Source organism: Propioniciclava flava, from assembly GCF_004126535.1.
GTDB classification, from domain to species: Bacteria; Actinomycetota; Actinomycetes; order Propionibacteriales; family Propionibacteriaceae; genus Propioniciclava; species Propioniciclava flava.
In genome coordinates this window covers 147,024-173,902 of the sequence record NZ_PPCV01000003.1, presented here as the reverse complement: position 1 = coordinate 173,902, position 26,879 = coordinate 147,024, and the positions used below count along the sequence as shown (strand labels likewise).

Below are 26,879 nucleotides of genomic sequence, written 5' to 3'. Positions count from 1 at the left end.
CACCCGGGGTTGGGGCTTACTTCGCCTCGGTGGGCTTGTCCGGGTGCGCCTTGGCCTCCGTGAACCGCTCGATCCGTGCGACGCCGTCGCGACGGACCCGATCCAGGAACAAGCCGAACCTGCCCCGACGGTAGGGGAGCCCCGCCCGGTCGACCTGCAGGCCATCGCCGCGGCCCCACAGTTCCTTGGGCTTCGACGACGTGGTCGAGGGATGGTGCGCCTGCAACACAGCGATGGACCACGGCTCGACCGTGTAGGTGCCCGTCACCGCTTGAGCATCGTCCATGTCCCAGGCGTTCCCTTCGGCTTCGGCCCACGACGCGGTGTCAATGATGCGACGCCACTCGTGCTGATGGTCCTCCTCCAACGTCTCGGCCAGATCGAAGGTGGCGGGCTGGTCATACATGTTGAGCAGCACCCAGAAATCGTCGCCGTCGCCTTCGCCCGAATCGATGGCGACGGCAATCTGCCGATCCCCAGGACGGGGCGGATCATCCAGCGCCGTCCCGAAGTACACGTACGAGACATCCTTGCCGCCCAGTTCGGCGTCCCCCCAGGAGCGCTGCCGCAGGGTGGGCTGCTCGGCCCGCAGGCGTGCCACATAGCGGGCGAACGTGAGCAGGGCGTTCGTCGCGCCCGGCATGACGCCGATGTTGTCGTGGTAGCCGGGCAGATCCGGATGCTGCGGATCCACCGGCAGCCCCGTCGGATCGTTCGACCCGGCCTGCGCCCAGTTGTTCCACATGCCGACCGTGTTCAGCGACCACGGGTTGTTGTTCCCGTTCTGGGTGCGGCCGTACTCGTCCCCGGAGACGATCATCGGGACGCCGCGAGCCAGGAAGGTGATCAGCCAGAAGTTGCGCCACCGCGTCCGACGCAGGGCATGGTCACCGCTCGAATCCCAGGACATGTTGTCGTCCGAACCGCCGTCGGTCGGGCCGAACGGGAAGGGCTGATCGTTGATCTTGGTGTTGTAGCTGACCAGGTCGAACATGGTGAAACCGTCGTGTGCGGTGACGAAGTTCACCGACTTGTGGGGGCCACCGTTCTCGTGGAAATGCAGGTAATCCCCGTTGAACATCGCCATGAACTCGTCGGTGTTGCCATCACCCTTGAGGTAGGCGCGCATCGCGTCGCGGAAACGCCCGTTCCACTCGCCCCAGCCCGCCGGGAAGTTCCCGACCTCATAGCCCCACAGATCCCAGGCCTCGGCGACCACCTCGAAGCCTTGCCGCCTGGCCAACTCGACGATGCTCAGCAGCAGCGGATGATCGGGGAAGAAGCGGCGCTGGGCGTCCCAATCCTCGGGGGCCGCGTCGGCCGGACGGCGGCCCAGCACGGGCGCCAGGTCGAAGCGGAAGCCGTCCACCCCCATGACGCCGTGCCAGTACTCCAAGGAGTCCAGCACCAGCGCACACGACAAAGGTGAGGAGTAGTTCATCTGGTTGGACGTGCCCGTCGCCCCGTCGATCAGGCCTCCGGCCGCGTCCAGACCGTAGTAGTCCGCTGTGGCGAACCCGCCCAGGGAGGTGAATCCTGCCGCGTCCGGGCTGTCGGCCCAGTTGCCGCCTTCGGCGGAGTGGTTGTAGACGACGTCGAGGTACACCTTCAGCCCGGCGGCGTGGAAGGCGGCCACCATCTCCTTGAACTCGCGCGTCGGACCGCCCAAGGACTTGTCGGAGCTGTAGTCGCGGTTGGGGGCGAAGAAGGCGAGCGTCTGGTAACCCCAATGGTTGGTGCTTCCCGCGTGGGCTCCCACCTGGTCGGAGTCGGTCTCGTGGACCGGCAGGAGTTCGATCACCGTCAGCCCCAGCGCACCGAGATAGGGCGCCATCATCGCAGCCCCGGCATACGTGCCGCGCAGAGGGGCCGGAATGTCGGGCAGGCCCGCGAACCCGGGCGTGGGGGAGAGCAGTTCGCTCAGCGTCGTGGCGTTCGGGTGCAGCGTGAGGTTCTTCACGTGCGCCTCGTAGATGGCGTTGTCTTCCTCGGGGAATGCCGGGTTGGCCCCGGTCGCCGTGGCGTCCTCGACGACGACGCCCTTCGGGGCCACCTGGGCGGAGTCGATCTCACGCCCGGCCCGGCCCTCGAACTCCGCAGGGCCCGAACCGAGCAGGGCCTTGTTCTCGCCCAGGCTGAGCGGATTGTGCGTCACCTCACGCGCGTACGGGTCGAACAGCACCTTGTTGGGGTTGAGGTGGTTGAAGTCGGCGTCTCGATCCGAGACGAACCCGGCCAGCGATCCGGGCGTCCACGCGGGGTCGTAGGACCAGTTGGTGCCCCACGTCCGGAAGCCGTACAGCGTGCCGTGCCGGGCGCCGGAGAATCGGGCCCGCCACACGCCGTCCACGCCGGGAACCATCGCGAAGGACGCTTCGGCGTCCGCGCCTTGGGCCCGGGGAAAGAACTCCACGGTGACCCGCGTGGCATGAGGGGCCGCGACGGCGAAGGTGGTCTCACCGGTGCGGGGATCGACATGGGCGCCGAGCGGCCAGCTACCGTGAGCCCACTGGTCCTGAGACACCGGAAGGGGAGAAGTCATGCCCCTACCGTGCCAGGTGAGGGAAAGCGGCACCACCCGAGCGGCGGTCGGTTCCCGTTAGGCGGCGGCTCCGGGGGCCGGACGCGGGCGCCGGTAGGTCGGCGTGGCGAAGGCGAGGATGGCGAGTGCGGTCAGGATCGACCCGGCCATGACCGACACCATGGAGACGCCCGTCCCGCCGGTGAACCCGACCAAGGGGGAGATGATCCCGCCGATGCCCGCCTGCATCGAGCCGAGGAAGGCGGCGGCCGTCCCCGCCATGTGCCCGTACTCGTGGAGCGCGAGGACGCTCGCGTTGCCGGGGACCAGCCCCTGGAACGTCAAGGTCAGCCACAGCAGGACGCACAAGGCCATCAGCCCACCAGCGCCGGTGGCGGTGACGATGACCAAGGTGACGGCGAAGACGGCCTGGAGCGCGAGGCTGGCGCGCAACACCTTCACCGGCGTGGTGCGACGGACGAGGAAGGCGTTGAGTTGGGCGCCGCCGATCAGCGCGATCCCGTTGACCGCGAACAGGAGGGCGAACTGCTGGCTGGAGAGCCCATGCTCTTTCTGGAACACGTAGGTCGAGCCCACCACGTAACTCATGATGACGGCCTGGGAGAGGCCCGGGATGAGCGCCAGCGCCATGAAGCGGTGATCCTTCAGCAGCGTGAGATAGCCGCGCGCGACGACGCGAGGATGGGCTGGGCGCCGTCGTTCGGCGGGGAGGGTCTCGGGCATGAACCGCCACACGAGGACGGCCAGGCACAACCCCAAGCCGGCGAGGACGGCGAAGACGCCCCGCCACGTCCACACCTCGGCGATGGCGCCGCCGACAGCCGGGGCGAAGAGGGGAGCGACGCCGATGACGAGCATGAGCCGCGACAGCAGCCGTGCGGCGTCTGAGCCGATGAACCGGTCCCTGATGACGGCGATCGCGACGACCGAGGACGCCGCATTGAAGAACCCTTGGGCGACGCGCAAGCCGATGAGCGCGGAGATGTTGGGCGCCATCATGCACAAGATCGACGTGAGGACGTGCCCCATCAACCCGACGAGGACGGGCAGGCGGCGTCCGAACCGATCCGAGAGCGGACCGATGACGAGTTGGCCGATGGCGCCGCCGATGAGCATGCCCGACAACGTGAGTTGCGCTGCGGCAGCGCTCGCACCCAACTCGGCGCCGACGGTGGGCAGCGCGGGCAGGTAGAGATCGGAGGTGATCGCCGGGACGGCGGCCAGGGAACCCAGGAGCAAAACGTACTTGGGGCCGGGCCGATACTGGGGAGCGTCAGGCGTCGTCACTTCGAGATTGTATCGATGTGACGCTCGTCGAGGTGGGCGTACTCCTCGCGGACATCGCGCGCGTACACGTCATAGCGGCCTCGGGCCGTGCCCAGGATCGCCAGGTCGGCGTCGCTGAGGTACGCGCCGCGGACGTCGCCTGGTGCCGGGGCGTGATCGATCGTCACCTCGACGAGGCGGGCCACCTCGTCGACCTCCGCGGGAGACAACAAGGACGCGAGTGTCGCGCGGGCCAGGGCTGCGGAGGCGTGCTCGTCCTCGCCGGCGCGGCCCGTGTGCACCGCGTCGTGAAACCACGCAGCCCAGCGGATGACTGGCTCGTCGGCGCCCAGGAGGTCGAGGGCATCGAGAAGATGCGCCAGGTGTCGTGCGTCGTGATAGCGACGGTGCGGCTCCGACCAGCGGGTCAGGAGGTCTTCTCGCAGTGCGAGGGCATCGGGCGCTAACTGGAGCCACCGCGCGCGCAGCCGCTCCATCGCGACCGATCGCTGCGGCGTCCGCTCGTGAGGTCGGACGCGCAACCCGGACGCCTGCAGCCGGCGCAGCAGGTCCCGCGAGTCCACGAATGTCGCCCCGGACGCCATCAGGGAGGCTCGTCGTTCGGCCGGGTAGTCGTAGTGGTCGTGATCGAAGCCGCGGGCGGGAACCCCGACGCGGGCAGCGAAGCGGTGCAATTCGTTGAGGTCGGTATCGGAGACGAGGTGACCCCACAGCCGTCCGTGGGCGGGCCAGCGTGCCTCGTCGAGAAGGATCATGGGCGGGGATCTCGCGCGCAGCCGGCCGCGACGACCGTCATGGTTGCGGGGGTCGGCGCAGGCGTCCGATCCGGGCGCGGTACTCGGCGCACCGCATGAGGGCGTAGGTGGTGATAGCGCCGAAGATCAGACCGCCCAGGTGGGCCTGCCAGGAGATGGATCCCCCGCCAGCGAACGTGAACACGACATTGACCCCTAGCCAGATCAAGATGGTGCGGGCGTCGCCGTGGCGCAAGAGCGCGATGATCAGCAGCCCACCCATCAGCCCGAACAGGCCGCCCGAGGCGCCCACGGTGAACGTGTTGATCGGGGAGAGGAGCAAGGCGAACAGCGAACCACCCAGGATGGAACTGCCGTAGAGCGCCAGGAAGCGCCACGTGCCCAGCAGACGATCCATCTGCGGGCCGAGCATGCCCAGTACCACCATGTTGAACCCGAGATGGACGATCGCCAGGTGGGTGAAGCCCGAACTCAGCAGTTTCCACCAGGCGCCATCTTGGACGCCGGGCAGCCACAACCCGAAGGAGGCGGCGCAAGTCGCCGGATCCACGTTGACGTAGGTGTCGCTGCCGACGTCGCAGGTTGCGGTGAGGTTGAGGCCCAACGCGGAGGCGACGGGGGAGGTATCGCCGCCGGTGAGGATGATCGCCAGCCAGATCGCGACGTTGATCCCGATCATCACGAAACTGGCGATGGAGGACGCACCGGGTTTCCGCAGCGATGGGCGTCCCGTCCGTACGTGGGCCGTGGCGGAGGCGACACATGCCGGGCACTGGAACCCGACGGGTGCCTCGATCATGCACTCCCCACAGATTGGTGCTCCGCAGCGCTGACAGCGCACCCCGGCAGGGCGATCGGGATGGTATGCGCAGGCCAGGGGTGCCGGCGGTGTCGGCGGAACCTCGGTGCTGCTCATCCGTCCAGCCTAGGGGCGATGCAGGGGGGATCGTGCCAAGTGGCCTCGATCAATACCAGCCCTTGGCCGCCTTGAAGGACCAGGCCTGGCACGGCGTCCCGTAGGTCGACTTGATGTACTTCAGCCCCCACTTGATCTGGGTGACGGGGTTGGTTTTCCAGTCGGCGCCCTCGCTGGCCATCTTGTTGCCGGGGAGAGCCTGCGGGATGCCGTAGGCGCTGGAGGTGGGGTTGGCCGCAGTGGGATCCCACATCGACTCGCGCATGATGATGTTGTCGTAGCAGGTGAATTGATCGGAGCCCCAGCCGTACAGGTTCTGCGCCATCTGGCGCGCGATCTCCTTCGGCGCGGTCGTGTCGGGGTCGTAGCCGTTCTTCTTCGCCTCGGCTGCCTTGGCGGCCTTCTCTTTGGCGGCCTGCTCGGTGGCGGCGATCTGGGTCGCGGCCTTTTGGTCAGCGGCGCGCTTGGCCGCGGCTGCGATGGCGGTCTGGGTCTTGTCGATGGCCTCATCGGTGGCGGACATGCTGGCCGAGCGCTCCCGGACGGCGTCGGCGATGTCGGTGCTCAGGCCGTCGCGCGAGGCGTCCCGGCTGGTCGTCAGCTCTCGGGCGTCCGTCTCGCTGAGTTGGACGTCGGCGGAGGTGAGGGCGGCAGGGACGGCCATCGTGATCTCCGTCGTCTGGCCGGGAAGCGCGAAGGCAACACCGGCGCCTGCGACGACAGCCAGGGCGACGGCAGAGGTCACCACCGCGCGAAGCTGAGAGAACAAGGCCATGGGCTCCATGGTGTCACGCTCAGTCTCTCAGGAAAAGTTCAGGTTGCCGTGGCTGGGTCGGGTTTGTGACCGTGGAGGGGCATCCGCGCAGCCGCCGCGGGTGAACCGGCGAACGCGTAGGGTGCAGAGCGTGAGTTTGGTGGATGCCCCCATCGTTGCCCGTGTCGTCCGTCAGGGCTTTGTGGAGTCCCTTCATCGTGGCCTAGCGGTGATCACCGCCCCCGACGGCAGCGTCGAGCGGGCCTGGGGCGACCCCGCGACGCCGGTATTTCCGCGCTCGTCGCTCAAGCCGCTGCAGGCCATCGCGTCCCTGCGGAGCGGCGCCCCCCTGCGCGATCAGGCCCTCGCGCTCGCATGCGCGTCGCACTCGGGCGAGGCGTGGCAGATGGCGGGCGTCCGGGCGAGCCTGGCCGCCTCGGGGCTCACCGTCGACGCGCTCGGCAACACCCCCGGGCAGCCCATCGGGGAGCATGCGCTCCAGGTGTGGCTGGCCGCCGGGTATGGGGAGGAGCGCATCGCCCAAAACTGCTCCGGCAAGCATGCGGGATTCCTGCGGGCCTGTGTGGCGTCGGGGTGGTCGCTGGGCGACTACTTGGATCCGGCGCATCCGTTGCAGGAGGCCGTCGTCCAGGTGATCGCCGACTATGCGGACGAGCCGATCGTCGCCACCGCCGTGGATGGATGCGGCGCCCCCGTGCACGCCTTCGCGCTGACGGGCCTGGCGCGCGCCTTCGGACGCATGGCCGCAGCGCAGGAGGGGGAAGCGGAGGCTGTCGCCCATGCCATGCATTCGTTCCCGTTCTATGTGGGGGGTCCGCGACGCCCCGACAGCGAACTGATGGCCGCCGTTCCCGGCGTCATCGCGAAGGAGGGCGCCGAAGCGGTCTTTGCGGTGGGTCTGCCCGATGGGCGGGGCGTTGCGGTGAAGATCGCCGACGGGTCGCGCGCCGGACGCGTGGTCGCGGCCGCTGCGCTGCGTTACTGCGACGTGGATCCGCGCGCACTCGACAAGCTCGGCGACATTCCGGTCCTTGGCCATGGGGAACGGGTGGGCGCGGTGGAGGCGACTCTCGATTGATCGGTCTGGTCCCGGCGGTGGAGGCCGCAGCGACCCTGGCGTGATGTGGGGGCGAGCGGGCATCCCGTACCGTGGGGTGGGTGAGCAGTACCGACGACGAGGATTGGCTTTACCGGCGGGGCGACTACGCCAGCGGTGAGCCGTCCGATCAATCCCCGCCGCCGCGGACACCGCCCCCCGAGCCGAGACAGCCCCGTCCCGAGGCGGGCCGCCCGACGCCGGTGGGGCATTACGACGCAGCCGGCGCCCCGCTGAGCGACGCAGGTTCTCGCTCCGCTGGCGTGGGGGAACCGCCGGTGTCCCCGACGCGGCCCGGCTCGCCTGGCGAGCCTGGTGGAGGCAACGTCCCCTCCGGTCCGCGTGCTCCGCGTCCGCGCCGGAGAGTGCGTCCGGGCCGGATCGTGCTCGTGCTGCTGGTTGTGGTGCTGGCCTATGTGATCGGTGTCCCGCTGGCCACCTGGCCCTTCATGCCGAAGACGGACGCGACGCCTGCAGGAACCCGCCCCGCCGACACGCCCGGGCACGTCTTCGTGCTGGCGGGCTCCGATTCACGGGCCGCGTTGTCCACCGAGGAGCAAGTCAAGCTCGGGACGGGCAACGACGCGGGTCAGCGCACCGACACGATCATGCTGCTGTACGTCCCCCCGTCGGGGAAGGCGGCGCTCATTTCGGTGCCCCGCGACAGCTACGTGCCGATCCCCGGGCGGGGCAAGAACAAGATCAACGCCGCGTACGCCTTCGGCGGGCCGAAGCTTCTGGTCCAGACCATCGAGCAGAACACGGGGCTGCGGGTGGACGGCTACGTTGAGGTGGGGTTCGGCGGCTTCGTCAACGTTGTGGACGCGGTGGGCGGCATCCAGATGTGCCCGCCGAACGCCATCCAGGACAAGGACTCCAATCTGGACATTCCGGCGGGCTGCCAGAACATGTCCGGGGCGACCGCGCTGGGTTATGTGCGGATGCGTCACGCCGACCCCGAGGGGGATCTGGGCCGCGCGAAGCGTCAGCGGGAGATGGTCTCCGCGCTCGCGAAGAAGGTGCTCTCCCCGGCGACCTTGCTCCTGCCGTGGCAGTGGTGGGGGGTCAACTCGTCGGTCTCCCAGTCCCTGACCGTCGGCAACGACACTGGCCCCATGGAGTTTGCGGGGCTGGTCTCGGCGGCGATGAAGATCGGTACCGGGCAGGCCGACACGCTCAGCGTCCCGGTGGGGAACCCGAACGCCCACACGGCTGCTGGGTCCAGCGTGCTGTGGGACACCAAGAAGGCCGCTGCGATGTTCGACGCCATGAAGCGTGGCGAGGGGGACCTCACGCCCTACGCGTGATCGGTCTGCGGTCAGGGGCTCGCGCTCCCCGATGCTCGTGCTGCTCCTAGACGCTCGTGCCGCCGAGGGGCCGGGCGCAGGGTGAGCGGCAGCATCACAGGAGCGGTGCGTGGGGATCGGAGGAGCGGCGCACGACCAGGTGCGGTTGCAAGACCACGCGCTGCGGCTGCGGGCGCTCCTCCTCGCCTGCGGCGAGGAGGAGTTCCATTGCGCGACGCCCGATTTCGTGGCGTGGCTGGGCCACCGAGGTGAGGGGGATCGCGGCGCCTTCGGCGAAGGCGATGTCGTCGTAGCCGACCAGGGCCATGTCGTCGGGGACGCGGACCCCGCGAGCCAGGAGGGCCTTCAGTAGTCCCAGGGCGATGAGGTCGTTCCCGGCGAAGAGCGCGGTCGGCCACTGCGCGCGTGGCCGGTCGAGGATGGCTTGCCCGCAGTGCACTCCCGCGGCGATGTCGAGGTTGGCGGCCTCCACCAACTCCACGTCGATGCCGCCGTGGTGGGCCGCTTCGCGCCGGACGCCGTCGAGGCGGTCGGTGACCTGCCGCAGGCAGGCGGGGCCGGCGACGTAGGCGATGCGGCGGTGTCCGAGCGCGATGAGGTGGCGGGCTGCGAGCGTGCCGCCCGCGACGTCGTCGACGGAGACCGAGGAGTGGGCGCCGGTGGCGATGTCGCGGTCGACGACGACCCCGGCGATGCCGTGCTGGGCGAGACGCTCCAGATGTGGCCCGGCGTCCCCGATCGGGCTGAGGAGCACCCCGCGGACGCGTTGTTGTTCGAACAGGGTCAGGTAGGCGTCCTCACGGTCGGGCTGCTCGGCGCTGTTGCCCACCAGGACGGCGACGCCGTGTTCGGCCGCGCACTCCTCAGCGCCGGTGGCCACGTCGTTGAAGAAGGGGTTGGTGGCGTTGAGGACGATCAGCCCGACGCAGTTGCTGAGCCCCGCGCGGAGTTGGCGTGCGGCTTCGTTGCGGACGAACCCGAGGGAGTCGATCGCCTGGTGGACTCGCTCGCGGGTGGCGTCGGTGACCCGGTCGGGTCGGTTGAGCACGTTGGAGACGGTGCCGACGGAGACCCCGGCGGCCGCTGCCACGTCCTTGACCCCCACGGGGCCGCGATGATCCATGTCCGGGATCGTAGCGAGATGCTCCCGCTGTGAGTGCTTGACCGGGCTCCGGCGGCCTGCTTCACTAATCTGAAACGTTTCAGAAAGGCGGGGTCATGGAACTCACCGACGAGCATCTCGACACCCTCGCAGGCCTCGCGATCGAGGTCCCCTCCTGGGCCTATGGCAACTCCGGGACGCGCTTCAAGGTGTTCGCCACGCCCGGCGTCCCGCGCGATCCCTTCGAGAAGATCGACGACGCCGCTTGCGTCCACGCCCTCACCGGGCTCGCTCCCAGCGTGGCGCTGCACATCCCGTGGGATCAGGTCGACGACGTCGATGCCCTCACCCGCCATGCCGCGGAGCGCGGGGTGCGGATCGGCACCATCAACTCCAACACGTTCCAAGACGACATCTACAAGCTCGGTTCGCTGTGCCACCCCGACGCGGGCGTCCGGAAGGCCGCCGTCGAGCACCACCTGGCCTGCATCGACGTCATGACGGCCACCGGGTCGAGCGACCTGAAGATCTGGCTCGCCGATGGCACCAACTACCCCGGGCAAGACGACCTGCGCGCCCGCCAGGACCGGCTCACCGAGGGGCTGGCCACCATCTACGCGGCGCTCGCTCCCCACCAACGGCTCGTGCTGGAGTACAAGTTCTTCGAGCCCGCGTTCTATCACACCGACGTCCCCGACTGGGGAACCTCCCTGACGCACTGCCTCGCCCTCGGGGAGCGGGCGCGCGTCTGCCTCGACACCGGACACCACGCACCCGGGACCAACATCGAGTTCATCGTCATGCAGTTGCTGCGCCTGGGACGCCTGGGCAGCTTCGACTTCAACAGCCGCTTCTACGCCGACGACGACCTCATCGTGGGTGCCGCCGATCCATTCCAGTTGTTCCGCATCCTCGCCGAAGTCGTCCGGGGTGGCGGGCTGGAGGCCGATTCCGGGGTGGTGTTCATGCTCGACCAATGTCACAACATCGAGGGCAAGATCCCCGGTCAGATCCGCTCGGTGCTCAACGTCGTGGAGATGCTGGCGCGCGTGCTGTGCCTCGACACCGCAGCGCTGGCCGAAGCGCAACGGCGCGGCGACGTCTTGGGCGCCAACCAGATCCTCATGGACGCCTTCTACACCGATGTTCGCCCCCGGCTGGCCCAGTGGCGCACCGAGCGGGGGTTGCCCGCCGACCCGATGGCCGCGTTCCTCGCCTCGGGCTACCAGGAACGCATCGAACGTGAGCGTGTGGGCGGCGTCCAGGCAGGCTGGGGAGCCTGAGGGATGCCCGCGTCCCTGTCCGTGGCCGCCATCGACCTGGGCGCGACCAGCGGACGCGTCATGATCGGACGCCTCACGCGCGATCGCCTCGATCTGACCCAGGTCGCTCGCTTCGCCAACCATCCCGTCGCCCTCCCCTCTGGCCTCCACTGGGACGTCGTGCACCTGTACGCGGAAGCGCTGGCAGGCCTGCGCGCAGCCGCAGCGTCGGAGGAGTGGGCCAGTGTCGCGGTTGACGCCTGGGCCGTCGACTACGGACTGGTGCGCGACGGGGCGTTGCAGGGAGTCCCGTTCGCCTACCGGGATGCCCGCGGGGCTCGCGGCGCCGAACGCGTCCACGCCCAGGTGCCCTTCGCGTCGCTGTACGAGCGCACCGGGCTGCAGTTCCTCCCGTTCACCACGCTGTATCAACTCGCCACGGAGCCACCCGCCGCGCTGGCGGCTGACCGGCTGCTGATGATCCCCGACCTCATGACGTACTGGCTCAGCGGCGAGGCGGTCAACGAGGTCACCAACGCCTCCACGACGGGGCTGATGGACGCGCGCACCCGCACTTGGGACGCCGTCCTCATGGCGCGCCTGGGGATTCCTTCCGGGCTGGTCGGGACGCCGGTGGAACCCGGCGTCCAGGTCGGCGTCCTGCGCGGGGCCGCAGCCCGCCACGTTGGCGCCGAGGTGCCCGTGCTGACCGCCGCGAGTCACGACACAGCCTCCGCGGTGCTGGCCGTCCCGATGGATCCCGACCGCGCCGCCTACATCTCGTGCGGGACGTGGGGGCTGGTCGGGGTGGAGGCGTCCGCGCCGAACCGACCCCGGACGCCCTGCTCGACATCGACGACGATGCCTTCCTCGCGCCCGGCGACATGCCAGCCCGGATCGAGGCGTGGCTGCGCGAGCGGTCGCTTGCCGTCCCGCAGAGCCAGGCGGGCCTGGTGCGGCTGATCGTGGAGTCCCTGGCCCAGGCCTTCGCCCGGGCGGTGTGGGCGGCCGCCGAGTTGTCGGGGATCGGGGTCGAGCGCATCCACCTCGTCGGAGGGGGCGCGCGCAACGCGCTGCTGTGCCAACTCACGGCCGAGTATGCGGGCCTTCCCGTGGTCGCCGGACCCGTAGAGGCCACGGCCTTGGGGAATGTGGCGGCGCAGGCGCAGGGCCTGGGCTGGGGTGGTGATCGTGCCGCGCTGCGGGCGCTGGTGGCGGCCTCGACGCCCATGCGGACGTACGTTCCCAGTCAGTGAGGGCGGGTTGACTCGGCGCTGCTGGACCGCGCAGCGAAGGGGGTGTTCAGGCGGTGCGGCCGGGAGAGGACTCCACCATGCGTCGCACGACCTGGAGCAGGCTGGCGAGGGGGTCGCTGGGATCCTCGAACACGTCCCCGCCGAAGACCGCGTTGTAGTAGATCCCGTCGCCCATCAGCATGATCGCTTGCGTGACGCCTTCGTCGCGCACTTCGTCGCGGATGAGAGCGAGCCACCGGCGCTGGATGTCGCGCAGGGTGGCGCTGGCCTCGGGGTGTTTCTCCCAGCCGAGGCGTGCCACCGCGATGAGGGAGCGGTCGAAGGGCGAGTCGACGTTGCGTGAGGAGGACACGTAGTACAGCGACGGCCCTTGGGGGGCGGCCGCCATGGCGACGACGTCGAGATCGGCGAGCGCACGCAGGCGCTCCAGCAGGCCCGCGACGAGGGCTTCGCGGTTGGGGAAGTGGTAGAGCAACCCACCTTTGGAGACTTCGGCGCTGGCAGCCACGGCGTCGAGGGTGGCGGCGCGTTCGCCCTCGGTGGTGAGGAGCGCCTCGAAGGCGTCGAGGATTCTGTCGCGCGCTGACATGGGGGTCATCGTATCGAGCCGCGAGGTTGCCGGGGCGCCCTCCGCAGTTGAACTGTACCGTCTGGACGGTATAGTATGAGGGGTGGCGGGCCTCACCTGGAGCCCCGCCGCAGAGAAGGAGCTGTGTTTCATGACCCTGACCGAGATGACCGCACCAGCAGCAGCCAAGCTGCGCTGGTGGGCGCTGGCCGTCTTGATGCTGCCCGTCCTCCTGGTCGCGGTAGACAACACGGTCTTGGCGTTCGCCGTCCCGATGATCTCCGAAGCGCTCCGCCCCACCGGCGTCGAGCTGCTGTGGATCGTCGATGTTTACCCGCTGGTCCTAGCGGGCCTTCTCATCCCCATGGGCAGCCTGGGTGACCGCTTCGGTCGTCGCCGCCTGCTCCTCGTCGGCGCCACGGGCTTTGCGCTCGTCTCCGCCGTCGCCGCATTCGTTCCGACCGCGGGAGCCCTCATCGCCGCCCGTGCGGCCATGGGCTTCTTCGGCGCGATGCTGATGCCCGCGACCCTGTCGCTCATCCGCAACATCTTCGTGGACGCCGAGGAACGTCGCCTCGCGATCGCCGTGTGGGCCGCCGGGTTCTCCGGTGGTGCGGCGCTCGGCCCGCTCGTCGGCGGATTCCTGCTGGAGCACTTCTGGTGGGGCGCCGTGTTCCTGCTGGCCGTCCCCGTCTTGCTGCCGTTGCTGATCGCGGGCCTTCTCGTCCTGCCTGAGTCCAAGGATCCGAACCCCGGCAAGATCGACGCGCTGAGCACGGTGCTGATCCTGATCACCATGGTTGCGCTCGTGTGGGGCATCAAGTCTGTCGCCGTCTACGGCCCGGGCATCGACCTGGCCGTTTCGCTGGTGATCGCCCTGGGCGTCGGCTTCTGGTTCGTCCGGCGTCAGCTCAGCCACGACAACCCCATGCTGGACGTCCGGCTGTTTACCAACCCCGTCTTCAGCGGGGCGGTCGGGGCCAACCTGCTCAGCGTCTTCTCGCTGGTCGGCTTCTTGTTCTTCGTGTCGCAGCACCTCCAGCTCGTGTCGGGCAAGACGCCTATTGAGGCCGGTTTGGTCCTGCTGCCGGGCCTGATCGTGACCGTCATCGCCGGGCTGCTGGTGGTACGTCTCGCACGCTTCGTGCGGCCGGGCACCATCGTGGTCGGTGGCCTGCTGCTCAACGCCGTCGGCTACCTGGTGGTGATGTTCAGCGGAAGCTCCGGCTTCGATCTGGGCTTGCTGCTGGCCTTCGGTCTGCTGGGTGCAGGCGTCGGGGCAGCCGAGACCATCTCCAACGACCTGATCTTGGCGGCGGTTCCCGCAGCCAAGGCTGGCGCGGCCTCGGCCATCTCGGAGACTGCCTACGAGGTTGGGTCGGTGCTCGGCACGGCCGTCCTGGGTGGTCTGCTGACGGCGGCCTACCGCACCGGGGTGCAGATTCCCGCCGGGCTCACCCCCGAGCAGACCTTCGCGGCAAAGGAGACCCTGGGTGGCGCACTCGACGTGGCGGCCCAACTCCCGGCGGCGATCGCCGAGCCCCTGCTCGCCTCCGCCCGTCACGCCTTCGACTCGGGTGTGACGCTGACCTCGGCCGTCGGCGTGGTGCTGATGCTCGTGGCCGCCGTCTTGGCCCGGGTGACGCTCAAGCGCGCCTAACGCTCCAGCGCAGCGGACGCAGGACGCCTGACGCGGACGTCGATACGCGCGTCGCTGAGCCGCGGCCGTCGCTACGATCGGCGCGGACGACCAGGCTGGCGTCCGGGACACGATGAGGCGGGAGGCGTCATGACACCCACGTCCGTGCCCGGGACGATCTGGCTCGTCGTGGAGTTCGTCATGAAGGTCGTCGCGCTGGGCGTCGTCCCGGAGAACCGCCGCCCTTCCTCCTCGTCGGCGTGGCTGTTGCTGATCCTGTTCGTTCCGGTCGTCGGGTTTCCGCTGTACTGGCTGATCGGGAGCCCCTGGGTGACGGGACGCCGACGCGCGATCCAGCGCGAGAGCGACCAGATCATTCGCGACCACATGGCCGGGGTGGCGCTGATTCCCGCCGACGCCCAGCCCTCGGCTGCGCTGCGCGGCGTCGTGAGCATGGACCGCGACCTGACCGCGATGCCCTGCCTCACCGGTGCGGTGGAGGAGGTGCTGGCGGAGGCGTCCGACACGTATGCCGCGATGGCGGCGGCAGTGGATCGTGCCACGCGCTACGTCCACGTCGAGTTCTACATCATGGCCTGGGACGAGACGACCGACGTGTTCTTCACCGCTTTGGCGGACGCCGTGCGGCGCGGCGTGACCGTGCGCCTGCTGGTCGATCAACTCGGCTCCCAGAAGTATCCGGGGTGGCGCCAGTTCGGGCGGCGGCTCACCGAGATCGGCGTCGAGTGGCGCGTCATGATGCCCATCGACCTGCTGCGCGGGCGCTGGCGTCGCCCCGATCTGCGCAACCACCGCAAACTGCTGGTCGTGGACGGCGACATCGCGCTCATTGGCTCCCACAACGTCATCGACCCGCACTACGACAGCGCCCGCAACCGGGCGCTCGGACGCCGCTGGCACGACCTGTCGGTGATGGTGAGCGGCGGGATCGTCCTCGAGGTCGAAGCCGTGTTCGCGATGGACTGGTTCGTGGAGTCAGGGGAACTGCTCGATCGCTCCGCGCACTTCACCCCCCGCGAACCTCAGCCTCTCGGTGGGTCGGTGAACGCGCTGCAACTCGTCCCGTCCGGCCCCGGCTATCCGACTGAGCCCAACCACCGCATGTTCTTGGCGCTCATGTACGCAGCCGAGCACACCATCACCATCACCAGCCCCTATTTCGTTCCCGATGGCGCGCTACTCATGGCGATGACGTCGGCGGTGTATCGCGGCGTCCGGGTCGAGTTGTTCGTCGGGGAGAAGGCCGACCAGTTCGTCGTCGGCCACGCCCAGCGCTCCTACTACGAGGCTCTCTTGGAGGCGGGCGTCCACGTGTACCTGTACCCGGCCCCGGCGGTGCTCCATGCGAAGTACATGACGGTCGACGATGCGGTGGGCGTCATTGGCTCATCGAACATGGACTACCGCTCGTTCGCCCTGGACTACGAGATCATGATGCTCGGCTTCGACGGTAACCTGGTCGGCCTGCTGAAGGGCCACGACGAGCACTATCGGCGGGTGTCCAGCGAACTGACCCTGGAGCAGTGGCAGCGTCGCCCCTGGCATGAGAAGTCCGTCAACAACGTCTGCCGGCTGGCCTCCGCCCTGATGTGACCTCGATGGGGGCTGGAGCACCCTCGACAGGCAAGGCCGACGCCGCCTAAGCTATGAAACGATTCAACTCTGGAAGGAGGGGCGATGGGAACAACGTCGTATCCCGAGACGCTCACCGACATCCTGGCCAGCATGGGGGCCGCTGGACGCCGCCTCAACAGCATTGACGCGATCGAGGCGGGGGCGGGAAATCTCTCTGTCATCGCGCGCGAACCTCTGGAATTGGGTGAGTTCTTCGACGCCGAGCGTCCACTTGAGCTGCCGCTCGCCGTCCCGCACCTGGCGGGGTACACGGTGCTCGTCACCGGCTCGGGGTGCCGGTTGCGTGAGGTCGGCGATCAGCCCGCGCACAACGTCGGTGCGGTCGTCGTCCACGAGGGTGGCCGGGCGGGGACGCTCCACTACCGGGCCGGGGGGAACTTCGTTCGTCCCACCAGCGAGTTCAACTCACACTTGGGCGTCCATGACGATCAGGTCGCTCGCCGTGGGGTCGCGTTCCAGGCGGTGATCCACGCCCAGCCGCCGCATCTGACGCTGCTGTCGCACCTGCCCGAGTTTCAGGGCACCGCCGAGCTCAATCGCGCGATCTTGCGCTGGGAGCCTGAGACGATCGTCCAACTTCCCGAGGGCGTGAAGTTCCTGCCGTTCATGGTGCCAGGCTCCGATGAGCTGATGGCCAGCAATGTGGCTGGCCTGCGCGACCATCAGGTCGTCTTGTGGGCCAAGCACGGCGTCATGGCGCGTTCCGACGTGTCCCCGCTGGGTGCTTGCGACAAGATCGAGTACGCCGAGACGGGCGCCCTGTACGAGTACAAGAATCTGGCCACCGGCGGTCGCGCGCAGGGCCTCTCCGACGAGGAACTTCACCGCGTCGTTGAGGCGTTCCACGTTCCCACGACTTTGTTCTGAGCGGATGCCTCGGCGAAACGCCGGAAGGGCGAACGTGTGCAGGACATGGATTTCGGTGGGGTGAGAGACTCGCTCACGTGACGCGCATCGCACCCGCGCCCCTGATCCTGCGGGGCCAGACGTTTGACGCCGCCCACCCGGCGGTCATGGGCATCATCAATCGGACGTCCGACTCGTTCTATGCGCCCGCACGCTACGAGGACGCGGCGGCTGTCGTCGCGTCGGCGTCCGCGATGGTGGCCGAAGGGGTCAGCATCGTCGATGTGGGCGGGGTGCGCGCCGGGCAAGAGGGCGAATGGGTGGACGCGGCCGCGGAGATCGCGCGCGTCAAGCCCGCGCTCAGCGCGCTCAAGGCGGCGTTGCCTGACGTGCTGCTGTCGCTGGACACGTGGCGCTCCGAGGTCGCGGACGCCTGCGCGGGCCTGATCGACGTGGTGAACGACACATGGCAGGGCGCCGACCCGACGCTCGTCGAGGTCGCGGCCGCCCAGGGGGCGGGTTACGTCGTGTCGCACACGGGGGGACTGCCCCCGCGCACCGACCCGGTCGGCGTGGATTATGGGCCCGGCGATGCGGTCGTCGACGAGGTCGTCAGCGTCCTGGACGCGAGGGCACGCCGCGCCGTCGACGCGGGAATACCGGCGGAGCGCATCCTCATCGACCCGACCCTCGACTTCGGCAAGACCACGCTCAACTCGCTGGCCCTGGTGGCGCACACCGAGCGATTCGTCGCCCTGGGTTTCCCCGTCCTCCAGGCGATCAGTCGCAAGGACTTCGTCGGCGAAACACTCGACCTACCCGCTGACGACCGCCTCGAAGGCAGTCTGGCGGCGACGGCAATCGCCGCATGGCAAGGAGCGACGATCTTCCGCACCCACGACGTGCGCGCCACCCGCCGCGTCCTCGACATGGTCGCCTCGCTACGAGGCGACCGTCTGCCGCTGCGCACCGACCGGGGTCGCTGATCATGGCGTGATGTTGGTATCACGCTGAGCCTTAGCGGACCACGACGGCGTGGAGTTCGCCAACAGGGATCTCGCGGCTCCCCGTGACTGTGAGCGGGATGGTGCCGGAGTAGCCCAAGGCCTCCCAAGCAACGCTCCAGTGACTAGTGGCGGTAACCGGTCGGGCGCTCGGTGCTCATCCGTAACGCGACGTTCATGTGGTGGGATGAGCCGGAGAGCGGGAGCGCATTGTTATTATTATCAATACTGATATAGTTGCAGCATGGCTTCCTCCTCATCGCTGATGCATCCCGTGAGGCTTCGCATCGTGCAGACGTTGCTCGGTGACGATGCGCTGACGACACACCAGCTTCACGAACGACTGCCTGATGTGCCGATTGCGACGCTCTACAGGCATGTCTCACACCTTGTCTCGCACGACCTCGTTGAGGTCGCCAGCGCAAGGCAGGTTCGAGGGGCGAGCGAGAAGACCTACCGCTTGGCCGAAGCGTTCGTGAACCCTTCCGCCGAGGAACTGGACGCGCTGAGCAAAGAGGAACTGCTGACCGCATTCACCGTGTTCGCGTCCGGGCTGATCCGCGACTTCGGTGACTACCTCGAAGTCGGCGATCCGAAACTGCATGCCGACCGAGTGAGCTTCGCTCAGGCATCGTTTTGGGCGGATGACGACGAGATCGACGCCTTCGGCAGCACCATCATGGCGGCTCTAGAGCGCCTGCTGGGCAATGGCCCAACTCCGGGACGTCGTCGTCGCACTCTGACCACGGTGATCATTCCGCGAGAGGAAGCCAACGGTTCGCAGGACGGTCATCAAGAGCCTGGAGCTGCGGAATGAGCAAGACCAACACCGCGACCGCCACCGGGCTTGTTGCGGGCTACGGCACAACCGAGGTGCTCGGCCCGCTCAACCTGACGCTGAAGCCGGGTGTGACGGCCCTGATGGGTCGCAATGGGTCAGGAAAGACGACGCTGATGCGAACGCTGTGTGGGATCATCCCGCCTCTGGATGGCACATGTGAGGTGCTTGGCGCTGTTGTGGCCGATGGTGCTTCGGTGCGGTCGAAGGTCGGTTATCTCGGTCATGCGTCTGCGCTCGCGAGCGCGCTAACTGTGGAGCAGAACCTCCGATTCTGGGCGGACATAACAAGCACCTACCCAGATGCCGCTTCGGTGCCGACCGAGGAACTCATCAGCCAATTTGACCTGGATGCTCTGCTGAGCAAGAAGGTGTCGTCGCTGAGCCGAGGGCAACGGCAGCGGGTCGACCTGGCCCGCCTCGCTATGACTGACCCGACGTTCATTGTGCTCGATGAACCTCTGAGCGGACTCGACCCGGTGTATGCCGCGCAGACCCGCGACCTCTTGAGTGAATGGGGCGAGACGCGCACGGTGCTCTACTCGACCCACAGCGTGCCCGAGGCGCTTCACCTGGCCCAGCACTACCTGGTCGTCAGCGGACGGCAGCTCATCGATCTTGGTGCTGATGCTCACCGGCCGGTGAGTGAGGCTGAGATTCTCGCTGTCTTGGAGGACACGCCATGACAAACACCACGTCCATGCCTCGACGCCGCATCGTCGCGTTCGCGCGACGAACCTGGTTGCAGCAGGGTACCACTGCGGTCTGGCTGGCAGCGCTGGTCGGTGGTGGCCTCGGCGTACTCGTTTTTCTCGGTTCTGGAAGCGTGAACACGCTGTCGAACCTCCAGGAAATGATTCCTGCCGATCCGGGTGGACTTGTGGTTGCGCGTGACTCGGCGGGCGGTTTTCTCCCGATGACCTCCTATCTACTGACGATGACCCCGGCTTTCCTTGGCGCCCTCGTCGCAATCGTCGCAACGCTCACTCTTCCTGGTGTGGTAGCTGACGACATCAGCGGTGGTGGAATCGAAGTATTGCTGGCGAGTCCGATCCCTCGCCAACGCCTGTTCGATTCGTATCTGGGCGCTGCCCTGGCTCTGACAGCTGTGGCCTGGATAGTCGCGGTGTGTGCGTTCGGGATCGTCGCAGTCGTGGCTTCCTTCCTTGCCGGGGTATCGATATCTCTGTCGCTCGGGTACGGAGTTGCCCTGGTCGCTCTTCCCTTGTCGATGGGCGTCTGGTCAGCTACGGCTACGCTGTTCGGCGCCCTGCTGCACCCGCACAGCCTCGACAGCAGGGCCGGTATGAACGGTGGACCCATCCGCCTCGTCGCACTGCTGCCCGCACTCGTCGTCATCCCATCGGTGCTATTCCTGCCCGGTTGGGTGCTGCCCGCAATTGTCGCAGTCCTAATCGTGAGCCTGTTAGCGAGCCTTGCCCTCATCCGACTGACTGCACGGGGATTCCGAAGCACCCGCGTGCTCGGTACCTGACAATCGAACCCAATCGAACGAACGGCAATCCATGAATCTCCCCGACATCGATGTGGCGATGCTCGTCCCGCTTATCCCAGTGATCGCCCTTACTACAATCTTGCTCGCTTGGTCCCTGATCGACATCATCCGTAAGCCCGTGCAGCTCCTCCCCAAGTGGGCGTGGGTGCTGTTCGTGTTGATCTTCATCCCGCTGGGAGCGATTGTCTACCTGATCGTCGGCCGTAGCCAGGGGCAGAAGATTCGGGATGAGGATCTGCGATGAGCGTTGCAGTGACCGTCCAGGGTCTCACTCGCGTCTATCCGGGAGGTGGCGGTATTCGTGACATCAGTTTCACCGCAGAGGATCGCGCCGTAACCGCCGTCATCGGGCCCAACGGCGCGGGAAAGACCGTGCTCTTTAGCATCATCGCAGGGCTGACCTCGGCCCAGTCGGGTGCGGTCAGCTTTGCTTCGGCGGATATGACAATGGCGTACTGCCCCGATGTGCCGCAGTTTGAATCCTGGCTCACGGCCCGCGAAGTCGTGGAAACGTCACTCGCCGTGTCCCGCACGAATAGACCAGTGAACAAAAAGCAAAACGACGTAAGAGCAGAGCAGTCCGTACAATCAACTCTCCGCACCTGCGGCCTGGGAGCCGTCCTTGATCGCCGCGTCGCGGACTTCTCGCGGGGCATGTTGCAACGTCTCGGCGTTGCTGCGGCGTTGGTCACCGATCCCGACATTCTCATTCTCGACGAGCCGAACAGCGCACTCGATCCCATCGGCCGCGCTGACGTGCGAGAGATCATCACCGAGCAGAAACGACACCGCTGCATCGTGCTCTCCAGCCATCTCCTCAGCGAGATCGAACAGCTCGCGGATCGCATCGTCGTGCTCGACCATGGCGGCATCGTCACCCAGGGCACCACGGCCTCGATCCTCACAGACGGTCTCGAACCTAACTGGATGGTGCGTCTCGGCACGCCCTCCCGGCGCGACATCACTGACCTCAATACGGTCGTGCCCGAAGCCAGCTTCACATTTGAAACCGACACGTTGTGTAGCGTTCGATTCCGTAGTTTTGAGCGCGCCGAGACTGGACTCATCGCCGCGCTTGAAGCATTCCAGGTGCCCATCATCGAAGTCACCCTGCGCGACCGTGATCTTGACGCTTCCTTCGCCCGCATCATCCAAAACCGAGAGCACTCATGAACCTCATCCTCAGTTCCGCTCGCGTCGAGACGCTCCGCCTCATGCGATCTGGCCTGCTCATTGGGTTGGTCGCCGTCTTCGTGTTCTTCGGACTCTCCGGCCCGGTCGTCGCGCTTTACATGCCCGAGATACTCGGCGCTGCCGCAGGCACCGAACAGCTCACCATTCAAGCGGCGAGCGCGACCCCCGACGACGGAATCGCCCTGTTCAACCAGAGCGCCATGCAACTGGGACTCATCCTTGCAGTCGCAGTCGCAATCACCTCTTTGGGGTGGGATGCTCGTCCCGGTTCCTCGATCTTCTACCGCACCCGCGTGCGCCATCTCGCGCGGCTCACGCTGCCCCGGCTGGTCATCGGGTGGATCTTCGTCGTTGCCAGCTATCTCGTGGCCCTTGGCGTAGCCGCGATACTCACCACGACGACCATTGGATCGATCGACGTCGGAACGCTCGCATCGGTCGGGGTGGCTTCCGCCTTCTACCTCGTCATGACCATGAGCGTCGGGTACCTCATCATGGCGTTCACCCGCCGCACCGCTGTAGCGATTGCCGCTGCCACCGTGCTGATGCTCGTACTCCCGCTTCTCAACAGCTTCAAAGCGGTTTCTGCCTGGGCTCCGACCGCGCTACTTGGTGCAGCTACGCTCGATCCAGCCAAGCTCGCGCCCCCGCTGCTTTCGGCAGTCATCGTCACCGCCGGATGCCTCTTCATCGCCAGCATCGCGGTGAGCCGACAGAGCCTCCGGCGCGATGCCTAGACGACATATCTCAAGGTGCCCGCACCCGCTCTCGGGATCCAGCCGGGCGACGACTTACCCACGGCCTCCGGCACGCAGCACACGGGGTGTCGGTCCAGAGCCACAACGGGTAGCCGACCACTGCCATGTTCCACTCGTTGTCGCTGGGATCGGGCCCGATTTGCGGCGTGGGATCGGGGATAACGAGCCGGGAGACGAGGGCGCAAACGAGAGTCTCCACCTCGCTTCGCGAAGATGCGGAGACGCCGGTCGGGACCGTGGTCGGCGTGTGTTGAGCAACGCAGTTGCTGACGATGCAAGACTCCTCCCAGCACTCAGGGATCCGCATGAGATGGCCCGCGCGATACAACTGGTCATCCGTGTATTCCCTCGTATCAGCACTGGTTCACCGCCTCAGACTCGGCGTCCACCAACTTCAGCACACCGTCGAATCGGGAGAAGAAGACGTTCTCGTCAACTGCCACACCGGCAGTTGCGGGGCCTCCATTGCGAGGCGAAAAAGTCGCTCCTGAAGAGTCCCAGCAGGCATTGAGGGAGACAATTGATCCGGAGCGGGAGACACCCACGTAGCGCTCAAGGCGGACAAGCCTTGTGTTACCCGAGAGTCGCCGGGCGTATGACGGTGCAGCGAATTCTTCCTCGACGTACTTGAGGAAATTCCCGGCGGTCGTAGCCTCGATTTCGGGGGTCACTTCAGGTGATTCGGAAGCGTAGAGTCGATCCGATTCTGCCCAGAAGCGGCGGTAGACGGCCTCGGCCTCGGCGTAGAGGGCGTCGCGGGCTTGGGCTTGCTCGTACTCGATCGGGCCGCAGGGGACGGGGTCTCCACCAGCGTCGGGGACGCATTGGTACGTCGGCGACGGAGTGGGGCTGGGTGTGCTGGGACCAGCGCAGGCTGCCAGCACGCTAGACGCCGCTAATGCGCCACACAAGAGCGAGAATCGTGGGTGAGACGTCATGGTCACCTCCTGGGGGTGCTGTCAGCCTGACATAGCCCCAGGGGTTTGTGGAATCTATCCACAGGCGCACCGTGTCGATGCCCGCAACGAGCGTTGAGGATAAGGGGTTGAGCGTGATGAGTTCAATCGATCCCACTCTGCCCAAAAAATGTCGGTGGGCGGCCTCGGCTCTGCTGCGGAGAGGGTCGCCACACAATGGTCGCCGCAGCAGTCAGGCCTGCTTGGTCACCACACCCTTGACGCCTCGACGCGTCTCGGGTGATCAGCAGCAGCGGGATCCGGGGTTGTGGTCTTGGTCGCGGTATTTCGCGCGCCAGAAGTCGCGTTCGGACAGCGGTTCGTGGTCGCAGCCGGTGACGCGATGGTGGTGCAGGTACTTGTCGTAGGCGTCCGAACCGAGGACGCCGCGGGCGAACCGGCGGCATTCTTTGGCGAACGCGACCAACCGGTCGACGGGGGATCCCGTCGACCGGTCGGCTGCCGCGTGTGCGGCGGATTCGTGCGTCACCTAGTGGCTCGTTCCTTCGAGGTTCTCCTCAGGGTACTTCTCGTAGAACGCGGCCCATTCCTTCTCCAGCTTCTTCTCCGCCGGGTTGGCGATGATGCCGGACGGGGCGAAGATGCGCGACGGGTGCGCCGGCTCTTCGGTGTCGATGATGCCCTTGCCACGCAGGGCCTGGATCGTCTTGATGACCGACACGATCATGACGATGACGCCACACACCACGAACAGGATCGAGAGCGAGCCCTGCACCGCAGTGTTGCCGACGACCGTCTCCATGGCCTTGACCGTCTTCGCAGCGCCCAGATGGGTCTCCCCGCGAGCCAGCGCGTCCCGGTACAGGAAGTGGTTGGCCCAGTAGCCGATGGACGGGTGCGGATCGAAGATCTTCAACAGCGACCCGTACACGGTGATGATCGCGGTGAACACCATCGGCACGGCGATGATCAGCAACTGCCAGGTGTAACCCTTACGGGCGAACACCAGCAAGCAGATGGACAAGGCGACCGCGGCCAGCAACTGGTTGGCGATACCGAACAGCGGGAACAGGGTGTTGATGCCGCCCAGGGGGTCGTTGACGCCCATGACGAGGATCGAACCCCAGCCCGCCACCATCAAACCGGTGGTGATCCAGGCGCCGACGCGCCAGTTCAGGTCGCGGAAGCGCGGGTACACGTTGCCCAGCGCGTCCGAGGCCATGAAGCGGGCCACGCGAGTACCGGCGTCCACCGAGGTCAGGATGAACAGGGCCTCGAACATGATCGCGAAGTGGTACCAGAAGCTCGCCATGCCCTCGCCCGGGATGAGCGAATGCATGATCTGCGACAGGCCGACGGCCAAGGTGGGGGCACCGCCGGTGCGGGACACGACGGACGCCTCCCCGACCGACTGCGCGGTCGCGGCCAGGATCTCCGGGGTCGTGCTGACGACTGAGCCGTCCGCAGTGTGCAGGCCGAGCGCGTTGACGAAGGCGGCAGCGCCCTCGACGGTGCCACCGGTGGCAGCCGCGGACGAGTTCATCGCGAAGTAGATGCCCTGGTCGATCGACAGCGCCGCGACGAAGGCCATGATCGCCACGAAGGACTCCATCAGCATGCCGCCGTAGCCGATCAGGCGGGTCTGGGACTCCTTCTCGACCAGCTTCGGCGTGGTTCCCGAGGAGATCATCGCGTGGAAGCCCGACAGGGCGCCGCAGGCGATGGTCACGAACAGGAACGGGAAGAGCTTGCCGCTGAACACAGGCCCGTCACCCGTCTCGGCGAACCGCGTGATCGCGGGGACGTGGATCTCGGGACGCACCACGATGATGGCGATGGCGAGCATCGCGATGACGCCGATCTTCATGAAGGTCGACAGGTAGTCGCGCGGGGCGAGCAGCATCCACACGGGAAGCACGGCGGCGATGAAGCCGTAGGCGATGATGATCCACGCGATCGTCGGACGGTCGAGGTGGAAGATCGCCTGGCCGATATCGGACTGGGACACCCAGCGTCCCGAGATGATCGCGAACAGCAGCAGGGCGCAGCCGATGACCGACACCTCCATGACCTTGCCCGGACGCAGGTAGCGCAGGTAGACGCCCATGAACAAAGCGATCGGGATGGTCAGGCCCACCGAGTAGACGCCCCACGTGCTCTCGCCGAGGGCATTGACGACGACCATGGCGAGAATGGCGACGATGATCAGCATGATCGACAAGGTGGCGATGAACGCGGCGATGCCGCCGAACAGGCCCAGTTCGTCGCGCGCCATCTGGCCGAGCGAGCGGCCCTTGCGGCGCATCGAGACGAACAGCACGAGGTAGTCCTGGACGGCACCCGCGAGGATGACGCCGACGATGATCCAGATCGTGCCGGGCAGGTAGCCCATCTGAGCGGCCAGCACCGGGCCGACGAGCGGGCCCGCGCCAGCGATGGCGGCGAAGTGGTGGCCGTACAGGATGCGGCGATCGGTCGGGACGTAGTCCTTGCCGTCGTAGCTGTATTCGGCCGGGGTGGCGCGCTTGTTGCTCGGGTGAATGAGCTTGTTCTCGATGTACTTGGCGTAGAACCGGTAGGCGATCAAGTACGACGCCACAGCGGCAAAGACGAACCAGACAGCGTTGACTGACTCGCCGCGGCTGAACGCGATCATGTACCAGGCGACCGCGCCGACGAGGGCGATGGCCACCCAGAGGGCGATCTTGGTGGGGGTCCAGCGGGCGTGCTGCTTGTCATCGTCGACATGGACCTCGACAGCCGGACGTTCGTCGGCGAGAGGATCGACGGCGACGATGCCGTCGGAGGGGCCGGATGCATCCGGCATGGGTGTCTGCATGATGTCCTCGGGTCGGAATTGGCGGGAGGCGTCTGGGGGAGTCCCCCGCATCGGACGATACACCTGTCAACCCCCCTGGGTATGGGAAAAGAGAAACCCAGGTCATACAGGACGCGGCGCGCTCACCGCCAGGCCAGGGCCGCCTCCACCGCCTCGGTGAGCGAGGTGGCCAGCACCGTCGGAGCGGGAAGAGTCTGCGGCCACGTGCCCCCCCCCGCAGGAGGTAAGCCGAACGCAGCCCGGCGGCGTGCGCCCCGACGATGTCCGCTTCCGCGGAGTCGCCCACCATCCAGGCGTCCGCCAGGGACTGACCGCTAGCCTCGGCGGCCAGGGCGAAGATGCGCGGGTCGGGCTTGGCTATGCCGACCGCCTCGGAAATCACCCAGCCAGCCACCTGGGTGTGCAGCCCCAAGGAGGCGATCTTGCGCTCCTGCTGACGCTCTTGGCTGTTGGTCACGATGAACGGCGTCCACCCATGGTCGCGGGCCAGCGCCAGCGCGGCCTCGGCGTCGGCGACCAGCCGCAAGTGCTGGATCACTCCGGCGCGCAACGTCACGATGATCTCAGCGGACTCTGCCGCCGACAGATGTAAGAGCGCAGTGAGGTCGGCGGCGACGTCGGGTTTGGGACGCAGCCCATCGCCGTCGGCGGCCACCACGGCCTCTAGCAGGCTGGGGTCGGCGCGCCGCTCGGCGAGATAATCGGCCGCCCATGCGCGCACAGCCGCGGCGCGATCCACCAGCGTGTTGTCCAGGTCGAGCAGGAGCAAAGGCATGACGCCAGCCTAGGGCGCCTCCCCGAGCGTC

The 26,879-nt window shown here is 67.2% G+C and carries 26 protein-coding genes and 1 pseudogene; 15 read left to right on the top strand and 12 right to left on the bottom strand.

Translation table 11 applies throughout. The features are described 5' to 3' along the window. Positions 1–16 precede the first annotated feature (16 nt). From C1706_RS05545 to C1706_RS05525, 6 genes and pseudogenes are all read right to left on the bottom strand, one after another. On the bottom strand, positions 17–2,542 hold the full coding sequence (locus C1706_RS05545; protein WP_129458232.1) for an alpha-amylase family glycosyl hydrolase: 2,526 nt from the start codon (positions 2,540–2,542) through the stop codon (positions 17–19). Positions 2,543–2,599: 57 nt separating this feature from the next. Then, on the bottom strand, positions 2,600–3,829 hold the full coding sequence (locus C1706_RS05540) for a multidrug effflux MFS transporter (RefSeq protein ID WP_129458231.1): 1,230 nt from the start codon (positions 3,827–3,829) through the stop codon (positions 2,600–2,602). Continuing rightward, complete coding sequence (locus C1706_RS05535) at positions 3,826–4,584, bottom strand: DUF4031 domain-containing protein (RefSeq protein WP_129458230.1); 759 nt, start codon at positions 4,582–4,584, stop codon at positions 3,826–3,828. Before C1706_RS05535 ends, C1706_RS05540 begins: the two co-directional genes overlap by 4 nt. Before the next feature lie 37 nt (positions 4,585–4,621). Beyond that, on the bottom strand, positions 4,622–5,383 hold the full coding sequence (locus C1706_RS05530) for a rhomboid family intramembrane serine protease (RefSeq protein ID WP_241653452.1): 762 nt from the start codon (positions 5,381–5,383) through the stop codon (positions 4,622–4,624). Positions 5,384–5,386: 3 nt separating this feature from the next. After that, positions 5,387–5,500 (bottom strand): annotated as a pseudogene (locus C1706_RS14955) (hypothetical protein); the annotation flags it as partial. 49 nt (positions 5,501–5,549) lie between these two features. Continuing rightward, positions 5,550–6,275 carry an aggregation-promoting factor C-terminal-like domain-containing protein gene (locus tag C1706_RS05525; protein WP_129458228.1) on the bottom strand — a complete coding sequence of 242 codons (726 nt, stop codon included), beginning with the start codon at positions 6,273–6,275 and terminating at the stop codon, positions 5,550–5,552. Between the two features lie 130 nt (positions 6,276–6,405). Here C1706_RS05525 and C1706_RS05520 point away from each other — a divergent pair, with 130 nt between their 5' ends. Both C1706_RS05520 and C1706_RS05515 read left to right on the top strand, forming a co-directional pair. Continuing rightward, positions 6,406–7,353, top strand: a complete 948-nt coding sequence (locus C1706_RS05520) for an asparaginase (protein WP_241653451.1) — start codon at positions 6,406–6,408, stop codon at positions 7,351–7,353. 80 nt (positions 7,354–7,433) lie between these two features. Then, positions 7,434–8,678 carry an LCP family protein gene (locus C1706_RS05515; RefSeq protein WP_129458226.1) on the top strand — a complete coding sequence of 415 codons (1,245 nt, stop codon included), beginning with the start codon at positions 7,434–7,436 and terminating at the stop codon, positions 8,676–8,678. A 94-nt stretch (positions 8,679–8,772) separates the two neighbouring features. Here the strand turns inward: C1706_RS05515 and C1706_RS05510 are convergent, their stop codons facing one another. Then, a complete protein-coding gene (locus C1706_RS05510) occupies positions 8,773–9,801 on the bottom strand; it encodes a LacI family DNA-binding transcriptional regulator (RefSeq protein WP_129458225.1) in 1,029 nt (342 codons plus the stop codon). 95 nt (positions 9,802–9,896) lie between these two features. Here C1706_RS05510 and rhaI point away from each other — a divergent pair, with 95 nt between their 5' ends. Genes rhaI through C1706_RS14540 form a run of 3 tightly spaced genes read left to right on the top strand, consistent with a single transcriptional unit; the run spans position 9,897 to position 12,298 of the window. Then, positions 9,897–11,063, top strand: coding sequence for an L-rhamnose isomerase (gene rhaI, locus C1706_RS05505; protein WP_129458224.1), 1,167 nt, complete (start codon positions 9,897–9,899; stop codon positions 11,061–11,063). A 3-nt stretch (positions 11,064–11,066) separates the two neighbouring features. Continuing rightward, positions 11,067–12,005: an FGGY family carbohydrate kinase gene (locus tag C1706_RS05500; protein ID WP_241653450.1), complete on the top strand. Its 939-nt coding sequence runs from the start codon at positions 11,067–11,069 to the stop codon at positions 12,003–12,005. Continuing rightward, complete coding sequence (locus C1706_RS14540; protein ID WP_241653449.1) at positions 11,927–12,298, top strand: FGGY-family carbohydrate kinase; 372 nt, start codon at positions 11,927–11,929, stop codon at positions 12,296–12,298. The genes C1706_RS05500 and C1706_RS14540 overlap by 79 nt, the downstream gene beginning before the upstream one ends. Positions 12,299–12,344: 46 nt before the next feature. On the opposite strand, the gene C1706_RS05495 is transcribed toward C1706_RS14540, so the two are convergent. Beyond that, entirely contained in the window at positions 12,345–12,887 is a 543-nt protein-coding gene (locus tag C1706_RS05495; protein ID WP_241653448.1) for a TetR/AcrR family transcriptional regulator, read from the bottom strand. 130 nt (positions 12,888–13,017) lie between these two features. Here C1706_RS05495 and C1706_RS05490 point away from each other — a divergent pair, with 130 nt between their 5' ends. The 10 genes from C1706_RS05490 (at position 13,018) to C1706_RS05445 (ending at position 22,296) form a co-directional block, all read left to right on the top strand. After that, positions 13,018–14,526, top strand: a complete 1,509-nt coding sequence (locus C1706_RS05490; protein WP_129458222.1) for an MFS transporter — start codon at positions 13,018–13,020, stop codon at positions 14,524–14,526. A gap of 129 nt (positions 14,527–14,655) precedes the next feature. Continuing rightward, on the top strand, positions 14,656–16,119 hold the full coding sequence (gene cls, locus C1706_RS05485; protein WP_129458221.1) for a cardiolipin synthase: 1,464 nt from the start codon (positions 14,656–14,658) through the stop codon (positions 16,117–16,119). 84 nt (positions 16,120–16,203) lie between these two features. After that, positions 16,204–17,028 (top strand): class II aldolase/adducin family protein, encoded by an 825-nt coding sequence (locus C1706_RS05480; protein WP_129458220.1) that lies wholly within the window; start codon positions 16,204–16,206, stop codon positions 17,026–17,028. A 77-nt stretch (positions 17,029–17,105) separates the two neighbouring features. After that, entirely contained in the window at positions 17,106–17,993 is an 888-nt protein-coding gene (folP, locus tag C1706_RS05475; RefSeq protein WP_241653447.1) for a dihydropteroate synthase, read from the top strand. 262 nt (positions 17,994–18,255) lie between these two features. Continuing rightward, on the top strand, positions 18,256–18,828 hold the full coding sequence (locus C1706_RS05470; protein WP_129458219.1) for a helix-turn-helix domain-containing protein: 573 nt from the start codon (positions 18,256–18,258) through the stop codon (positions 18,826–18,828). After that, on the top strand, positions 18,825–19,535 hold the full coding sequence (locus C1706_RS05465; protein ID WP_129458218.1) for an ABC transporter ATP-binding protein: 711 nt from the start codon (positions 18,825–18,827) through the stop codon (positions 19,533–19,535). The genes C1706_RS05470 and C1706_RS05465 overlap by 4 nt, the downstream gene beginning before the upstream one ends. Continuing rightward, entirely contained in the window at positions 19,532–20,344 is an 813-nt protein-coding gene (locus C1706_RS05460; protein WP_129458217.1) for a hypothetical protein, read from the top strand. Before C1706_RS05465 ends, C1706_RS05460 begins: the two co-directional genes overlap by 4 nt. Positions 20,345–20,375: 31 nt before the next feature. Next, a complete protein-coding gene (locus C1706_RS05455; protein ID WP_206660993.1) occupies positions 20,376–20,609 on the top strand; it encodes a PLD nuclease N-terminal domain-containing protein in 234 nt (77 codons plus the stop codon). Continuing rightward, entirely contained in the window at positions 20,606–21,538 is a 933-nt protein-coding gene (locus C1706_RS05450; protein WP_129458216.1) for an ABC transporter ATP-binding protein, read from the top strand. The genes C1706_RS05455 and C1706_RS05450 overlap by 4 nt, the downstream gene beginning before the upstream one ends. Further along, on the top strand, positions 21,535–22,296 hold the full coding sequence (locus C1706_RS05445; RefSeq protein ID WP_129458215.1) for an ABC transporter: 762 nt from the start codon (positions 21,535–21,537) through the stop codon (positions 22,294–22,296). The genes C1706_RS05450 and C1706_RS05445 overlap by 4 nt, the downstream gene beginning before the upstream one ends. Before the next feature lie 374 nt (positions 22,297–22,670). On the opposite strand, the gene C1706_RS05440 is transcribed toward C1706_RS05445, so the two are convergent. From C1706_RS05440 to C1706_RS05425, 4 genes are all read right to left on the bottom strand, one after another. Further along, on the bottom strand, positions 22,671–23,255 hold the full coding sequence (locus C1706_RS05440; protein WP_129458214.1) for a hypothetical protein: 585 nt from the start codon (positions 23,253–23,255) through the stop codon (positions 22,671–22,673). A gap of 262 nt (positions 23,256–23,517) precedes the next feature. After that, a complete protein-coding gene (locus C1706_RS05435; protein ID WP_206660992.1) occupies positions 23,518–23,763 on the bottom strand; it encodes a YbdD/YjiX family protein in 246 nt (81 codons plus the stop codon). Then, positions 23,764–26,061: a carbon starvation CstA family protein gene (locus tag C1706_RS05430; protein ID WP_180316836.1), complete on the bottom strand. Its 2,298-nt coding sequence runs from the start codon at positions 26,059–26,061 to the stop codon at positions 23,764–23,766. Further along, positions 25,970–26,848: an HAD family hydrolase gene (locus tag C1706_RS05425; protein ID WP_129458213.1), complete on the bottom strand. Its 879-nt coding sequence runs from the start codon at positions 26,846–26,848 to the stop codon at positions 25,970–25,972. Before C1706_RS05425 ends, C1706_RS05430 begins: the two co-directional genes overlap by 92 nt. Between the last annotated feature and the right edge of the window lie 31 nt (positions 26,849–26,879).

Bases quoted from the DNA above. Each gene is read 5' to 3' on its own strand.
- C1706_RS05545 (WP_129458232.1), bottom strand. From the start codon at position 2,542: ATGACTTCTCCCCTTCCGGTGTCTCAGGACCAGTGGGCTCACGGTAGC.
- C1706_RS05535 (WP_129458230.1), bottom strand. From the start codon at position 4,584: ATGATCCTTCTCGACGAGGCACGCTGGCCCGCCCACGGACGGCTGTGG.
- C1706_RS05530 (WP_241653452.1), bottom strand. From the start codon at position 5,383: ATGATCGAGGCACCCGTCGGGTTCCAGTGCCCGGCATGTGTCGCCTCC.
- C1706_RS05525 (WP_129458228.1), bottom strand. From the start codon at position 6,275: ATGGCCTTGTTCTCTCAGCTTCGCGCGGTGGTGACCTCTGCCGTCGCC.
- C1706_RS05510 (WP_129458225.1), bottom strand. From the start codon at position 9,801: ATGGATCATCGCGGCCCCGTGGGGGTCAAGGACGTGGCAGCGGCCGCC.
- rhaI (WP_129458224.1), top strand. From the start codon at position 9,897: ATGGAACTCACCGACGAGCATCTCGACACCCTCGCAGGCCTCGCGATC.
- C1706_RS05500 (WP_241653450.1), top strand. From the start codon at position 11,067: ATGCCCGCGTCCCTGTCCGTGGCCGCCATCGACCTGGGCGCGACCAGC.
- C1706_RS14540 (WP_241653449.1), top strand. From the start codon at position 11,927: ATGCCAGCCCGGATCGAGGCGTGGCTGCGCGAGCGGTCGCTTGCCGTC.
- C1706_RS05495 (WP_241653448.1), bottom strand. From the start codon at position 12,887: ATGTCAGCGCGCGACAGAATCCTCGACGCCTTCGAGGCGCTCCTCACC.
- C1706_RS05490 (WP_129458222.1), top strand. From the start codon at position 13,018: ATGACCCTGACCGAGATGACCGCACCAGCAGCAGCCAAGCTGCGCTGG.
- cls (WP_129458221.1), top strand. From the start codon at position 14,656: ATGACACCCACGTCCGTGCCCGGGACGATCTGGCTCGTCGTGGAGTTC.
- C1706_RS05480 (WP_129458220.1), top strand. From the start codon at position 16,204: ATGGGAACAACGTCGTATCCCGAGACGCTCACCGACATCCTGGCCAGC.
- C1706_RS05470 (WP_129458219.1), top strand. From the start codon at position 18,256: ATGGCTTCCTCCTCATCGCTGATGCATCCCGTGAGGCTTCGCATCGTG.
- C1706_RS05465 (WP_129458218.1), top strand. From the start codon at position 18,825: ATGAGCAAGACCAACACCGCGACCGCCACCGGGCTTGTTGCGGGCTAC.
- C1706_RS05460 (WP_129458217.1), top strand. From the start codon at position 19,532: ATGACAAACACCACGTCCATGCCTCGACGCCGCATCGTCGCGTTCGCG.
- C1706_RS05455 (WP_206660993.1), top strand. From the start codon at position 20,376: ATGAATCTCCCCGACATCGATGTGGCGATGCTCGTCCCGCTTATCCCA.
- C1706_RS05450 (WP_129458216.1), top strand. From the start codon at position 20,606: ATGAGCGTTGCAGTGACCGTCCAGGGTCTCACTCGCGTCTATCCGGGA.
- C1706_RS05445 (WP_129458215.1), top strand. From the start codon at position 21,535: ATGAACCTCATCCTCAGTTCCGCTCGCGTCGAGACGCTCCGCCTCATG.
- C1706_RS05440 (WP_129458214.1), bottom strand. From the start codon at position 23,255: ATGACGTCTCACCCACGATTCTCGCTCTTGTGTGGCGCATTAGCGGCG.
- C1706_RS05430 (WP_180316836.1), bottom strand. From the start codon at position 26,061: ATGCCGGATGCATCCGGCCCCTCCGACGGCATCGTCGCCGTCGATCCT.
- C1706_RS05425 (WP_129458213.1), bottom strand. From the start codon at position 26,848: ATGCCTTTGCTCCTGCTCGACCTGGACAACACGCTGGTGGATCGCGCC.